Consider the following 12,867-nt stretch of genomic DNA (forward strand, 5'->3'; position numbering starts at 1 on the left):
TTTGCAACTAGCCATGACTGATTCAGAGGATCGGTTTGCGGGCAAATCCCCTACTTCACCCCACTCACTGCGAGATTCCCTTCAGCTTCTGTTTCTGTTAATAACCGGGACAACAATGAGGCGGGGGGTTCCGTATAGGGCCAAGCAAAGGCATGACGAAAAGCGGCTTCCTGACAGGCCTGGAGCTCCTTAAAGTCAATCAGGTTTTGGGTGAGGAGATTTTCATATTCAAAGGGCAAGCGGACATTGTGCAGGCCAGCATTATCGGTACAGATGGCAATATCCACCCCAGCCTCAAAGCAACGTTCAAAAACAACCCGCAACTGATCCAAATTTTCCAGCGTGCCAGTTTGTAAATAGGTCGTCGGACAAACTTCCAAACATTGTCCGGCCTGGGCCACTTGGGGCAGCAATTCTGGATAATGGAGGGGAATTTGAATCCCGTGGCCAATCCGCATCAGGTAGGGGAGGAGGTCCGGGTAACAGCCAGCAGTCGTTTCATAGAGATGGCCAGTGGTTTTTAGGCCTAAGTTCCGGGCCTGGGCATAGAGATCAATAAATTCCGTCATCCGTTCTCCATAGGCCGTGTCTCCCCCTGCTAAATCAACTCCACAGACATAATTTGGCATGGCGGCCGCGAGGTGGAGGATGGCCTGGTTCACCTCGTAGGGGAGGCGGGTGTGCATACAGAGAATTTGACTGGTGATAATTGGATATTCAGCCACTTCACAGGCCAGGCCAACGACTTTGACAATTTCAGCCATTTGCTCTAGGCGTTGATTTTGGCTCAAGTTGTGATCGGTGCGGAGATAGGGGGTATAGCGCAATTCCAGGTAGGCCAAATTTTCAAACACATAGGCTCCCCGAATCAGGCGATAGATAAAGTAGGGCAAGGCCTGGGGAGTTTGGACGCTTTCCACCAAAGAGTGGAGTTCTAAATATTCTTCAAGGGTGTTGCGGGGTTGGGTATAGAACTGCTCAAAGTCGGGATAGTTTGGGAAACGACTGGCCAACTGGGCATCATTGCGCTGAAAATACCGCCATAGAATCCGTGGAACTACAGCCCCTCCCAAATGACGATGCAGTTCGGCATATAAAGCCATCATTACCTCCCGAGTTGAGCCTCAATGGAACCGAGTCAGAGTCAATGCAGTAAATTCTTGGCGACATGGGCATCCTATTGAAGCCATGGTAGCAAAGTTAACAAAAATTTACACTGTATTGAACACATCTGGGATCCAGACTGCATAGACGCTCAGATCGAGAATCCGAAGGGGGTCGCTGGGGACTGACGGCTGAGAACCTGGCTGAGACGGATCAAGTGCTTTGATTGTCAGGGTTCCCTAAAATTCGTTGCGGCTCGGTAACTCAATCCCATCCAGTGTGGGTACAGCCAGGCCCCGTGACAGGCGAAAATCAACCCAATCTTCGAGGAGTTCCGTTAAGGCATGGCGGCATTCTAAGAGGGTACGTCCTTGGGCATTGACATTAGCAAAGCCGGGAATTTCCCCATGTACCAGGCCATCCTCGGGTTGGATATGGTAAACCGCTCGCTCCATAGCTGCCCGCATATAGTTAGCCAAGGTCATAGGCTTGCAACGTTACCCCAAGGATGGGCCTGTGAATTACGGTCTAAAGGGACTAGAAACGCTTAAAGAGGGTATCTAAATAAACCCGTGCGGCCCGACGATCACAGTTTCCATTTTGGAGCAAAAACAAGGATAAAGCCGCTACAAAAACCCGGTCTTGATCCCAGTCGGGATGATGTTCTAGGTAAGATTTCAACGTCTCATGGAGTTCTTCGGGAATTTCCGCCAAGATACTGACTGTTGCCTGTGCATTCATGAATAATTGACCTCTACTATATTAACGCGATGACCCTAGGGCAAAACCAAAACAAACATGACCACCCATCTCTCACACAGTGCTCCAGGCCTGCTGAGAGTAAGCAAAAACTGTCAATTTCAAACCTTGGGAGTTGGGAAGTGCCTCTTCAGCTTTGGGGTTGACTCGGTGTGTGGAGTTACATTGTTGTCGATCAGGGGGGGAGGTTGTCAATGTTGTTGCGAATACAGTCTTTTCGGCCCCTTGACACGAATTTACTGGGTTTGAGGGTTGTTTTTGTTACGTTTCTTCATATATATCTGCGGAAAACTCGATATTCCCCAGAAAGCCAGGGAAGCCTAGATTCAGCATTATCACCTGTGGAAAACTCTCGGTGGTCTGTGGAAAACTTCCGGGGAACTGGGGAAATCCTGGGGAAATCCTGGGGAAATCTCAATTCAGCCCAATTGTGCTAAGAAATTTGTCAAGTCAGAAATTGATAACTTTTGTCAAGATTTTCTGAAAGAAAAAGCCAGGCCTGCGGATTTGGGGGATGGAGCATTGCAGGGATTCTGAGTAAGTACCCAGGCCAGAGGGAAGGGCGTAGCGTTATTCTTAACTCCATGGTGATCAGTGGATTGGGGTCAACAGAGAACTACCAGGCCTGGGGCTCAAAGTTTTCATCCTTAGGGTTTATCAAACAGGGTCAACTTCACTAGCCCACCTGTAAGTAACAGAATTAAGGCCACAATAAAGCTCCAGAGTCGGTTATCAATACTGCGTTGCTGAGTACGGAGGTCATCTACTTTGTTATTGAGGGACTTAATTTCTCCCTGCACAGCCTCAAATTTTAAATCCATTTTGTCATTGAGAGATTTGACTTCAGACCTGACCTCAGCAATTTCGGCCTTGACCTCGGCAATATCAGATTTTACTTCCGCCCGTAAAGTTTTAAATTGTTCGTCAGTCCTGGCCTGGTTAACTTTCATCTCCACAGTGAGAGCCTGAATCGCATCTAAGATTTGCCGTGCTTCACTAGCGGTTATTGCTTCAGACATTATTTTCTCCCTGTGGCGATACTCAACTTGGGGCGTTTGATTGGGCCTACTTTTAGGATAGTGGATTAGGCTGTAGGGCCTTTGATAGTATGGCGTTGGGCTGCTTGAGTGGCAAGGTGAAGGCTCCAGTCTAACAGTTGTTGGAGTAAATCATCCTTGGGGTTGAATCCATAGGCAGTTAATACCTGTTGATCCAGTTGGGCATGGAGTTGATAGAGTTAGCTGGCGGGTGCATCAAAATAAGCATTGTAGAGTTTGGTAATGCCCCATTGTTTTTGTGACATTTGCGCAGTGCGATAGTCATACAGATTTATCACCTGATAGCCAATCTAAAGGTGCAGGAATAAACACAGCCCATTTAGAAACTCTTGGAACAGTAAAGTAGTAGGATAAATTGCTTATTGCTAATCTCATACTTGAGGCGTTAACTCCAAATTGCCACCATTTTCATCGTCTCTTATTTATGCGGTTTAATTCTCGTTTGAACTTGACTATCTGTTTAATATGTTGGTTCTCATAGGAAGAGGGTGATCAGTAAAACTAATGAGAGAAGCAAGCCATGAGCCTCATTCGCAGATGCCTAAAATTTGTAAAGCCATAGGCCTGACGTTTAATCACCTTAATCTTATTATTAATTCCTTCCATAAGCCCACTGGTCGTTCGGTGCCCAAAATAGTTACAAATTCCATCAATGTGATTTTTTATTATTTGACTTGACGCATGAAATAACTGACTAGATTTTTCCATCCATCTTTCAAATTTCACCCTAGCCTTGTCAGGGGGTTGGTCAGTTTCATAAATGCTACGAAATTCTTCTTTTAACTCATACGCCAACCTTAATTTTTTCGAGCAATCGAGAGCGTACTCTAGATTTTGCTTCTCTCCCTTTGTTAAACTGCTGTGATTCCTTAAGAGTAGGTACTTGATCAGAAGTCCTGAAAGTTAGCTTGAAGTACAAAAAGAGGGGCAGAAATGAATTGTTTTCCCCTTAGATAAACAAAAAATAGCGAGTTGTTATGGCATCATTCTCAAGCATTGTCAAATCGATTCTGAAGCAACTATTTCTGGTCTTCAAGATGAGCATGACTGTTGCAGAAATAATCTTTTATCATGATCAGGTTGCACCCTAGGACAGCTTGAAAGGCCAATCTAGCTACCCAGATTATCAAAATCCGCTCCATCATTCTCCCCTGCTAAAGTCATATTGGATAGATGACCCAAAACCTCCAACTTAGGAGGGCTGTAGAGCTTGCGTTGTCTGGTTTTAGCTTCTTTTTCCTGAGACTGAATATTCTGAGGCTGTGACATAAAAGCTCCGATAAAGGTCAATTCAAGAAAGAGTCTTAACTAGCTGCCGCCGTCCGGCCCCGAAAGACATCAACAATAGAAATAGCTTGAGTTAACGAATGTAAATTGCCAAAAAACTCTAGCTTTGGGGTTTTGTAAACCTTGCGTGGGGCCTGGCTATTTTCCTCTGGGGATGCTGTGCTGACTAGTGAATCGGACATCACTCAAAACTCCGAGAAACCGAGACTGGATGATATCAACTTACCTAAAATTGCTTGGAAATGACCAGAGGCGCAATGAGTCTCCAAAATTACGGCAACAACGTTAACAATGGCGAGACTCCAGGCCTTGGATCACGGCCTCCATATATGCAAACTGCCTGGGGCGATTCAAGCGATAGAGGGGAATCTGCTTTAAGACCTGCCCAATGAGTCGGAACTGGGCGGAGTTTTCACCCAAGACCGGAATCGCTGGGGCAATATAACGATGACAGGTTAACTCAAAAAAAGCATGTTGCCCCAACAGCGGTTCTATGGAAACAGTATCAGCTGCGGTGAGAACATAAAGGGCCGTGAGAGGAACAGCTTCCTGAAAAAATCCCGCTTCTAAGCGGTGTATCTTTTTCGTGATGCCAGTAAATAAATTGGGTAGGCTGTTTAGGCTGAATCCTAATGCGGACACCGTATCTGGCCAGAGGCGAATATGGGGATATCCCGGAATAACCACGGGTGGCCCGGCTGGACTAGGTTGGACTAACACCTTATCATCAGCAACCAATGGATAGCCCCGCTGATGAAGGAAAGACGTGAGAGTGGATTTACCTTGCCCGCTAGCTCCCATAAACGCAACTGCCCCAGACCCCATGACCACACAACTCGCATGGAGAACTAGATGCCCTCGCACATAGAGCAGTGCCCCGAATACTGGCCCCAACAAAAACGCCCGAATGAGGTCTTCCTGAGCTTCTGGTAGGGGGTCAAGCCAAATTTCTCGGGTCTGGTGAATCTGGAACAACCCCACAGTTGGATAAAAGTGAAACAGATCTGGGCTATCTGGGGCAGAATACGTGCGCGGACGGGCGGCTAGATCCTGAATCGGGTGTTGGACTGGGGCATATTTGATTGTGATATCGGGTGGGGCCTGGGTTGGTAATAATTCGGGTAAGGCCAACTCCGAAGCAATATTCAGGTGATACGCCGTATAGAAATACACTGAGCAAATAGAAGTTAAAACCTCTTTAATCCTACAGTCCCAGGCCGACATCTCTGAAGGGTTCTCTAATTCGGTTCCGTATTCCTCGATATTTCAGATATGGCCTTACCGATTGAGGGTTAGACATGATCCCATCAGAAAAAAACTGCTGCTCAATAGCTTGGCGATTTCTCCTTGCTTAAACCAGCCTGTGTAACGCTATGCTTGGTAATTTTGTTTAGGATGGCAGAGACTTAGCTGATGTTTTTGCCGGAGTAAGCTGATGCGTGTTGCTGTCTTTAATACCAAACCCTATGACGAGAAATTTTTAACGGCGGCCAACCAAACCCTACCCCCAGCCGAAGCCCACGAACTAGAGTTTTTTGAGAGCAACCTCCGGCCTGGAACAACGGCCCTCGCTGCCGGATTTCCCTGTGTCTGTATTTTTGTGAATGATTATCTGAATCGCCAGGCCCTCGAACGATTAAAACAGGGGGGAACCACTCTGATTGCCTTACGCAGTGCTGGATTTAATCATGTGGATTTAGCGGCGGCGGCCGAATTGGGCATGACGGTGGTGCGAGTCCCAGCTTATTCCCCCTATGCGGTGGCTGAGCATACTGTGGGCTTAATTCTTGCCTTGAATCGTCACATCCATCGGGCCTTTAACCGAGTCCGAGAGGGAAATTTTGCCCTCAATGGCCTAATGGGATTTGATCTACATGGCACAACCGTTGGGATTGTTGGGACGGGAAAAATTGGCTTAATCGTAGCCCAAATTTTAGGACAGGGTTTTGGGTGTAATATTCTGGCCTATGACCTCTATCCCAACCCGGAACTCGAAACCATCGGCGGGCGCTATGTGGATATTCTCTCGCTTGCAGCCCAGGCCGATATTATTGCTCTCCACTGTCCCTTAACCCCAGAAACCCATCATCTGATTGATGCAAAAGCCATTGAATATATGAAACCGGGAGTGATGATTGTCAATACCAGCCGGGGAGCTTTGATTGATGCCGCAGCCATGATTGGGGGCTTAAAATCTGGCAAAATTGGCTACCTGGGCCTGGATGTCTATGAGGGCGAGGAAGAACTCTTTTTTGAGGATTTTTCCAACGAGGTGATTCATGATGATGTCTTCCAACGGTTATTGACCTTTCCCAATGTGTTGATCACGGGGCACCAGGCCTTTTTCACCCGTAATGCGATGGTCAGTATTGCCGAAACTACACTCCAGAATATTAGTGATATTGAACAGGGGCGGGCCTGTGCCAACCTGGTGACAATCTCATAATCGAAAGCGTTCATTCCCTTGGCCTGCGGACAAACCCTATCCGGGTGGGGGGGATTACTGCAATTCCTTAACATTGAGTGGTTACTTGATCTAAATTGATAGGATAGTTAATTAATCCTTATTGTTTTGGCTAGATGAAGTCATCCTGGATATTAGTTAAATGTCTATGAATCCTGGGTTTGCGGTGATCATGTCTGAGGTATGGTTTTGGTTAGCCTGGGTGCAGCCGCTCTTGACTCCCCTATGTTTTCTAGTTGCTTGGTCATTTTTAGGACTCCTGGCCTGGAATGCTTGGCAATTTTGGCAAGAGGGGATGCTTGTCGCTAAGCGAATGCACCAAATTCCCTGTAGTCAATGCCGGTTTTTCTGCGCTGACTACCGTTTGAAGTGTGCGCTTCATCCCCACCAGGCCGCGACAGAATCGGCTATTTATTGTGTTGACTTTCAAAAATAAGGGGTGGCGGATCTGCTGCTCCGGTTCCTGATTGATGTTGATGACTTGCCCCCCTTGAATAGTTGGTTGTTGACCCATTGTGCCTAGAAACTTTCCCCAATTAGTCGTTTATACCAATGGCGGTCATTATGTTGCTCCCCTTGATCAAGGCACGGCCTGGACTTTGGGGCGGGGTAAAGACTGTCAAGTCGTTTTGTCTGATCGGTGGGTCTCTCGCCGCCATGCTTTAGTCCAAAGACTCGAAAATGGTGATTATTATCTCATCGATCTCGGTAGTCGTAATGGCTGCACTCTCAATAACAGCAAAATCACAGTCCCAACACTCCTGAAAACAGGTGACCGCATTGCCTTGGGTAAAACCTTTGTCGAATTTCGGGCAGCTCAGGCCCAAACCACCATTCCGCCCCAAGCCGATAGCCCAATTGATACCTTACCGGATGCCGCCAAAATTCGGCCCGTGGTTTTGATTATTCAGGAGTACACTAACCAAAGTCATCTCTGGCGCGATTTACTGGTATCTCAGGATATTAATGTCATTGTTGAGTCCGGTAAAATCAATGTCCGCCAAGTCCTTCAGGATTTTATGGTGATGGTGCAGTCCCATCCGGGCATTGTCATGTTGGATACGCGGGCTGAACTTCCCGATGTCAGCCATCTTTTACGCTGGTGCTATCAACAATCCCCCCAACTCAGAATTATTTTGATTGATAGCCATGACCGTATTGTTTCCGCAGAGAAAAGGAACTGGGCCCGTCAACAACGAGTCTTAGGGTGTTTACCAGCCTTACCTGAGGATAATTTCACGGTCTATAGTGCCGAGATTGAGCAAATGATGAAGCAAATTTTACGAGTCTTGGCCTGGGGGCCGGTGCGGCGGGAAAAATTAGCCACAACCCTTTTAGATTTACAAATGGCGGTCATTGCTGACGATACCCCTTCGCAGTGGTTAGGGGAATTTGTAGTCAGCCCCGGCAATGTGCAACACCCCTCCTAGCCCACTTGGTTCAATGTCACCCCTGTAGGTTAATGTTTCCCATCATGGCTGATCCAGTTACTGCTGCGGTTCAAAAGCTCTACGATACCTATCCCTTTCCGCCGGAGCCACTTTCGGATCAACCGCCTCCCGGTTATAACTGGCGCTGGAGTTGGCCCGCTGCCTATAGTTTTTGCACCGGACGCGCCCCTACAACTCAGGCTGTAAAAATTCTTGATGCGGGCTGTGGCACGGGGGTTGGCACTGAATATCTGGCCTATCTCAACCCCAAAGCCCAGATTACGGCCGTTGACTTAAGCCAAGGCGCGCTCACCATTGCCCAGGAACGGATTTATCGCCTGGGAGCTAAGAACGTTACCTTTCACCAGGCCAGCTTGCTAGATAATGCCCTCGATCTGCCTGGCCCGTTTGATTTAATTAATTGCGTGGGGGTTTTACATCATTTACGGGATCCGGATCGGGGCCTGGCTAACTTGGCGAAACAATTGGGGCCGGGGGGTATTTTTCATATCTTTGTCTATGGCGAATTGGGCCGCTGGGAAATTAAGCTCATGCAGGAAGCGATTCAGATTCTCCAAGGGGATCAACGGGGTGACTATACCGATGGGGTGCAACTGGGCCGCCAAATTTTTGCTGCACTGCCCGATCAAAACCGCCTCAAACAACGGGAAACGGAACGCTGGGCGATGGAAAATGTCCGCGATGAATGCTTTGCCGATATGTATGTCCATCCCCAGGAAATTGACTATACCATTCCCTCTTTGTTTGCCTGGCTGGAGACTACGGATCTGGAGTTTCTGGGTTTTTCTAATCCGGCGATTTGGCGACTGGAGCGGGTCTTGGGTGACAATCCGGAATTACTTGCACGGGCCGCCCATCTCTCTCCAAAAGAAAAATATCGCCTGATTGAATTATTAGACCCCAGCAGCATGACCCATTATGAATTTTTCCTCGGCCGCCCCCCGTTGCCCAACTATACCTGGACAGACCCCCGTGAGCTTTTAGGGGCGACTCCTAGCCTACATCCCTGTTTAGATGGTTGGCCTGGTAATTGTTTATTTAATGGTTTTTATGAACTGATTCACCTGACAGATCCAGAAATGACATTTCTCCAGGCCTGTCAAGAAAACCAAACCCAATCTGTTCAAGCACTCCTTCCCGCCAGCAGCCTGACTCTGGCCGAAGTCTATTCCCTCTGGCAACGACAACTGATTCTTCTCACACCCCATGCTGGATCAACTAAGGAATAATGCAACCTGCTATCTTAGTTTGGGGTTGTTGGGGCTAACCTAAATTCACCTCAATCATCCTCACGGTTGTAAACATTGCCATTGGCCTGGGATTGTATGACACGCAAATATCAGCGGGTATTACTCAAACTAAGTGGGGAAGCCCTCATGGGAGACCTTGCCTATGGGATTGATCCCACCATTGTCCAGGCCTTTGCCAGTGAAATTGCCCAAGTCGTTCAGGCCGGGGTGCAAACGGCGATTGTCGTGGGTGGGGGCAACATTTTTCGGGGTATGAAAGGGGCAGCGGCGGGGATGGATCGGGCTACGGCAGACTACATTGGAATGATTGCCACCGTCATGAATGCAATGACTTTACAGGATGCCCTGGAACGGATGGATATCCCCACTCGTGTCCAAACCGCCATTGCCATGCAAGAAGTGGCCGAACCCTATATCCGGCGGCGGGCCATTCGGCATTTAGAAAAATCTCGGGTTGTCATCTTTGGGGCTGGTTCGGGGAATCCCTTTTTTACCACAGACACTACAGCAGCTTTACGAGCAGCGGAAATTGATGCCGAAGTCATCTTTAAGGCCACCAAAGTTGATGGTGTGTATGATTCGGATCCTCGCAAGAACCCCCAGGCCAAGCGATTTCAAACCCTGACCTATAGCCACGCCCTTGCCAATAATTTAGGGGTCATGGATAGTACGGCCATTGCATTATGCAAAGATAATGATATTCCCATCGTGGTGTTTAGCTTAAGTGAGCCTGGGAACATCTACCGCGCCTTGATGGGTGAGGCAATTGGCACGCTTGTGGGAGGAACCTGTGAAGTTAGCTGAGATTGAAGATCATATGCAAAAGTCCGTGGAAGCGACTCAACGGATGTTTAACTCAATCCGAACTGGGCGGGCCAGTGCTTCTTTATTGGATCGGATTACCGTGGACTATTACGGCATCGAAACTCCCTTGCGCTCCCTTGCCAACATCAGCACTCCCGATGCTACCACCATTACCATCCAGCCCTATGACCGCTCCAGCTTAACTCAGATTGAAAAAGCGATTCAGATGTCAGACCTCGGCTTAAATCCTAATAATGACGGGACAGCCGTGCGGTTAAATATTCCCCCTCTAACCACCGACCGCCGTAAAGAATTGGTCAAAACGGTGGCTAAACTAGCTGAAGAAGGGAAAGTAGCCATTCGCAATATTCGCCGGGATGCCGTGGATGCCGTCAAAAAACAAGGGAAAAATGGTGAACTTTCGGAAGATCAGGTAAAAGATAGTCAAGACCAAATCCAGAAATTAACCGATAAATACATTGCTAAAATTGAGAGTCACTTGTCCGAAAAAGAAAAAGATATTATGACCGTCTAAAATCCCAATTACTGCACTGCAAAATCCCTATATTGCCACAGGTTAGGCGGATCAATTCTCTGACTCGGTATTTCTGGGTGATAGCAAACCGAAACAGAATAGACAACGCTCTGAGGAAAAATAAGTTTCTATGAGAGCCGAGTCACATTTTTAAAGGCCATGACAATTAGGGAATCTTGGGCTTCTAAATGCTGAAAGGAACTATGTCGGGGATTAAGTAAGATTTCCCCATTACCCCGCTTAACGCCTAACAGCAAGACTGGGTTTTCAGGATGTTTGCGGCTGTATTGATTAATCCATTGACTGAGTTCTTCAAAGGTTTTGCCGATCAGTTGGGATGGATAGCGATCCGGATCAATAAAATAAAACTCGTTTGTGTCCTCGGAATAGGTTAATAACTGTTGATAAACCACAGACATATTCTTAAATAAGGCACTTTGGGCAATAATTCCCGAACTGTATTCCCGAGCCGAGATAATTTCATCAACCCCTGCTTCTTTGAGATGTCGCTGTCGATCTAAATTGACTAACTCGGCAACTACATGGATATGTTGCTCCAGGCCTGGGGCTTCTTCTAAATGTTTAATCGCCAGGGCAATCAAGGCATTTTTTGCATCGGGGCTTTCACTGTCTTCATCCGCTAAGAGAATCACCGACTTGGCCTGGGTAGCCCCATATTTAGCTAAGGTGGCGTGATGAGTCGGGTCGGCCTGGATTAGGTAAATATCTGAGCGAGTTTGTAGATCTTCGGGGAGTTTCACATCTGCCGTGGAAATAATCACAATCTCCCGCTGATGTTGTTTATTAGCTTCAATCAGTTGCTGCAGAATGGCCACCGCCTTGAGATTCCAATTACAGATAATAATATGATCCTGAAATTGCTTCATTATTGTTTTCCTCTGCAACGAGCGCATCACAAAAAACGATGAAACCCGACCAATCACTGCCCCAAAAACAAACGTCCCAAAGATAAATAAGAGCAACTGCAAAACTTGCCCAGTTAGGGTCTTCGGTCGGTCTGGATATTCTCCTAGAAGCGTGATAATGACATTTTCTAGGAGTTCCCAGGCCTGGTCTTGTGAAGTTGCCCCCTCTGTCCACAGCAATAATCCCACCAGGCCAACCAGGCCCAAGCCCACGATTGCGACTAACAGAAATTGCCAGCGAGGACGAAACATCAGGGTAGATGAATTTTAGAGAATTAAACTGACTTAAAGATAGGGCTTGAGAAGAATACCCAATTTCTCCTTGGTGGCCGCCGGAACTTTATCCAACGGGGTGAGAATGGCATGGCGCAGGGCTTTGTGAGCTTTAGACTCTGGGGGATGAGCGGTTAATTTAGCCACCGTGGCCTGGATCACGCTTTGGGCATTCGCGGCATTCCGATGCAGATTGCCAATAATCATTTCTACGGTGACACTGTCATGTTCCGGATGCCAACAGTCATAATCCGTGGCTAGAGCTAAGGTTGCGTAGGCAATTTCTGCTTCTCGAGCTAGTTTTGCTTCGGGTAAGTTGGTCATTCCAATGACAGTTCCGCCCCAACTCCGATAGAGTTTTGATTCCGCCAGAGTTGAGAATGCTGGCCCTTCCATACAGACATAGGTACCGCCTCGATGCAACGTCACTTCAGGCAAATTCAACTCGGCAATGGCATCTCCTAACACCTGGGCTAAGGCTGGACAAATAGGATCTGCAAAGCCAATATGGGCCACAATTCCATCGCCGAAAAAGGTAGAAACTCGGCTGCGGGTGCGGTCAATAAACTGCTCTGGTAAGACCATATCCAGAGGTTTAACTTCTTCTTGGAGAGAACCCACCGCCGAAGCCGAGATGATGTACTTCACCCCCAGGGTTTTCAGGGCATAGATATTGGCCCGATAGGGAACTTCTGTAGGGAGTAAATGGTGATTGCGGCCATGACGAGCTAAAAAGGCAACTTTGGCATCATTGAGAGTCCCGACAATCAAGGCATCAGAGGTGGGGCCAAAGGGAGTATCAATCGTCACTTCTTCCACATTTTGGAGGGCTGCCATTTTGTATAAGCCACTGCCACCAATAATCCCAATGGATACATGTGCCATGATGAGTTTCCTTGATAATGTCTGACGCTGAACTACCGCAAATTATACGGCTTTCCTTTCCCGCTTCTTTG

At 47.6% G+C, this 12,867-nt stretch carries 15 protein-coding genes; 6 read left to right on the forward strand and 9 right to left on the reverse strand.

Annotation, left to right across the window (positions count from 1 at the left end):
• Window positions 1-50 precede the first annotated feature (50 nt).
• The 7 genes from SYN6312_RS14160 to SYN6312_RS14185 form a co-directional block, all read right to left on the reverse strand.
• Complete coding sequence (locus SYN6312_RS14160) at window positions 51-1,103, reverse strand: adenosine deaminase (RefSeq protein ID WP_015125575.1); 1,053 nt, start codon at window positions 1,101-1,103, stop codon at window positions 51-53.
• Window positions 1,104-1,343: 240 nt separating this feature from the next.
• Window positions 1,344-1,589: a type II toxin-antitoxin system HicB family antitoxin gene (locus SYN6312_RS14165; RefSeq protein WP_015125576.1), complete on the reverse strand. Its 246-nt coding sequence runs from the start codon at window positions 1,587-1,589 to the stop codon at window positions 1,344-1,346.
• 52 nt (window positions 1,590-1,641) lie between these two features.
• Window positions 1,642-1,845 carry a DUF2811 domain-containing protein gene (locus SYN6312_RS14170; RefSeq protein ID WP_015125577.1) on the reverse strand — a complete coding sequence of 68 codons (204 nt, stop codon included), beginning with the start codon at window positions 1,843-1,845 and terminating at the stop codon, window positions 1,642-1,644.
• A 665-nt stretch (window positions 1,846-2,510) separates the two neighbouring features.
• Window positions 2,511-2,882 carry a hemagglutinin gene (locus SYN6312_RS14175; RefSeq protein ID WP_015125579.1) on the reverse strand — a complete coding sequence of 124 codons (372 nt, stop codon included), beginning with the start codon at window positions 2,880-2,882 and terminating at the stop codon, window positions 2,511-2,513.
• A gap of 540 nt (window positions 2,883-3,422) precedes the next feature.
• Complete coding sequence (locus SYN6312_RS21065) at window positions 3,423-3,812, reverse strand: transposase (RefSeq protein ID WP_083853529.1); 390 nt, start codon at window positions 3,810-3,812, stop codon at window positions 3,423-3,425.
• Window positions 3,813-4,225: 413 nt separating this feature from the next.
• Entirely contained in the window at window positions 4,226-4,390 is a 165-nt protein-coding gene (locus tag SYN6312_RS19985; protein WP_015125581.1) for a hypothetical protein, read from the reverse strand.
• Window positions 4,391-4,493: 103 nt separating this feature from the next.
• Window positions 4,494-5,432, reverse strand: a complete 939-nt coding sequence (locus SYN6312_RS14185; protein WP_015125582.1) for a hypothetical protein — start codon at window positions 5,430-5,432, stop codon at window positions 4,494-4,496.
• Between the two features lie 211 nt (window positions 5,433-5,643).
• Here SYN6312_RS14185 and SYN6312_RS14190 point away from each other — a divergent pair, with 211 nt between their 5' ends.
• The 6 genes from SYN6312_RS14190 to frr all read left to right on the forward strand — a co-directional run bounded on the left by SYN6312_RS14190 (window position 5,644) and on the right by frr (window position 10,712).
• The gene (locus SYN6312_RS14190; protein WP_015125583.1) at window positions 5,644-6,654 is read left to right on the forward strand and encodes a 2-hydroxyacid dehydrogenase; all 1,011 of its coding nucleotides are present in this window, start codon (window positions 5,644-5,646) and stop codon (window positions 6,652-6,654) included.
• A 160-nt stretch (window positions 6,655-6,814) separates the two neighbouring features.
• A complete protein-coding gene (locus SYN6312_RS19100) occupies window positions 6,815-7,108 on the forward strand; it encodes a hypothetical protein (protein ID WP_015125584.1) in 294 nt (97 codons plus the stop codon).
• 79 nt (window positions 7,109-7,187) lie between these two features.
• Entirely contained in the window at window positions 7,188-8,102 is a 915-nt protein-coding gene (locus SYN6312_RS14200; RefSeq protein ID WP_015125585.1) for an FHA domain-containing protein, read from the forward strand.
• A gap of 44 nt (window positions 8,103-8,146) precedes the next feature.
• Window positions 8,147-9,352 carry a bifunctional 2-polyprenyl-6-hydroxyphenol methylase/3-demethylubiquinol 3-O-methyltransferase UbiG gene (locus SYN6312_RS14205; RefSeq protein WP_041431614.1) on the forward strand — a complete coding sequence of 402 codons (1,206 nt, stop codon included), beginning with the start codon at window positions 8,147-8,149 and terminating at the stop codon, window positions 9,350-9,352.
• 96 nt (window positions 9,353-9,448) lie between these two features.
• Window positions 9,449-10,177, forward strand: coding sequence for a UMP kinase (gene pyrH, locus SYN6312_RS14210; RefSeq protein WP_015125587.1), 729 nt, complete (start codon window positions 9,449-9,451; stop codon window positions 10,175-10,177).
• A complete protein-coding gene (gene frr, locus SYN6312_RS14215; protein ID WP_015125588.1) occupies window positions 10,164-10,712 on the forward strand; it encodes a ribosome recycling factor in 549 nt (182 codons plus the stop codon). Before pyrH ends, frr begins: the two co-directional genes overlap by 14 nt.
• Before the next feature lie 128 nt (window positions 10,713-10,840).
• Here the strand turns inward: frr and SYN6312_RS14220 are convergent, their stop codons facing one another.
• Complete coding sequence (locus SYN6312_RS14220) at window positions 10,841-11,890, reverse strand: TrkA family potassium uptake protein (protein ID WP_015125589.1); 1,050 nt, start codon at window positions 11,888-11,890, stop codon at window positions 10,841-10,843.
• A 33-nt stretch (window positions 11,891-11,923) separates the two neighbouring features.
• Window positions 11,924-12,796, reverse strand: coding sequence for an S-methyl-5'-thioadenosine phosphorylase (locus SYN6312_RS14225; RefSeq protein ID WP_015125590.1), 873 nt, complete (start codon window positions 12,794-12,796; stop codon window positions 11,924-11,926).
• Window positions 12,797-12,867: the final 71 nt, after the last annotated feature.

This window comes from Synechococcus sp. PCC 6312 (assembly GCF_000316685.1).
Lineage (GTDB): Bacteria > Cyanobacteriota > Cyanobacteriia > Thermosynechococcales > Thermosynechococcaceae > Pseudocalidococcus.

Bases quoted from the DNA above. Each gene is read 5' to 3' on its own strand.
- SYN6312_RS14170 (WP_015125577.1), bottom strand. From the start codon at position 1,845: ATGAATGCACAGGCAACAGTCAGTATCTTGGCGGAAATTCCCGAAGAA.
- SYN6312_RS14185 (WP_015125582.1), bottom strand. From the start codon at position 5,432: ATGTCGGCCTGGGACTGTAGGATTAAAGAGGTTTTAACTTCTATTTGC.
- SYN6312_RS14190 (WP_015125583.1), top strand. From the start codon at position 5,644: ATGCGTGTTGCTGTCTTTAATACCAAACCCTATGACGAGAAATTTTTA.
- SYN6312_RS14225 (WP_015125590.1), bottom strand. From the start codon at position 12,796: ATGGCACATGTATCCATTGGGATTATTGGTGGCAGTGGCTTATACAAA.
- SYN6312_RS19985 (WP_015125581.1), bottom strand. From the start codon at position 4,390: ATGTCCGATTCACTAGTCAGCACAGCATCCCCAGAGGAAAATAGCCAG.
- pyrH (WP_015125587.1), top strand. From the start codon at position 9,449: ATGACACGCAAATATCAGCGGGTATTACTCAAACTAAGTGGGGAAGCC.
- SYN6312_RS14205 (WP_041431614.1), top strand. From the start codon at position 8,147: ATGGCTGATCCAGTTACTGCTGCGGTTCAAAAGCTCTACGATACCTAT.
- SYN6312_RS14175 (WP_015125579.1), bottom strand. From the start codon at position 2,882: ATGTCTGAAGCAATAACCGCTAGTGAAGCACGGCAAATCTTAGATGCG.
- SYN6312_RS14160 (WP_015125575.1), bottom strand. From the start codon at position 1,103: ATGGCTTTATATGCCGAACTGCATCGTCATTTGGGAGGGGCTGTAGTT.
- SYN6312_RS14220 (WP_015125589.1), bottom strand. From the start codon at position 11,890: ATGTTTCGTCCTCGCTGGCAATTTCTGTTAGTCGCAATCGTGGGCTTG.
- SYN6312_RS14165 (WP_015125576.1), bottom strand. From the start codon at position 1,589: ATGACCTTGGCTAACTATATGCGGGCAGCTATGGAGCGAGCGGTTTAC.
- SYN6312_RS19100 (WP_015125584.1), top strand. From the start codon at position 6,815: ATGTCTATGAATCCTGGGTTTGCGGTGATCATGTCTGAGGTATGGTTT.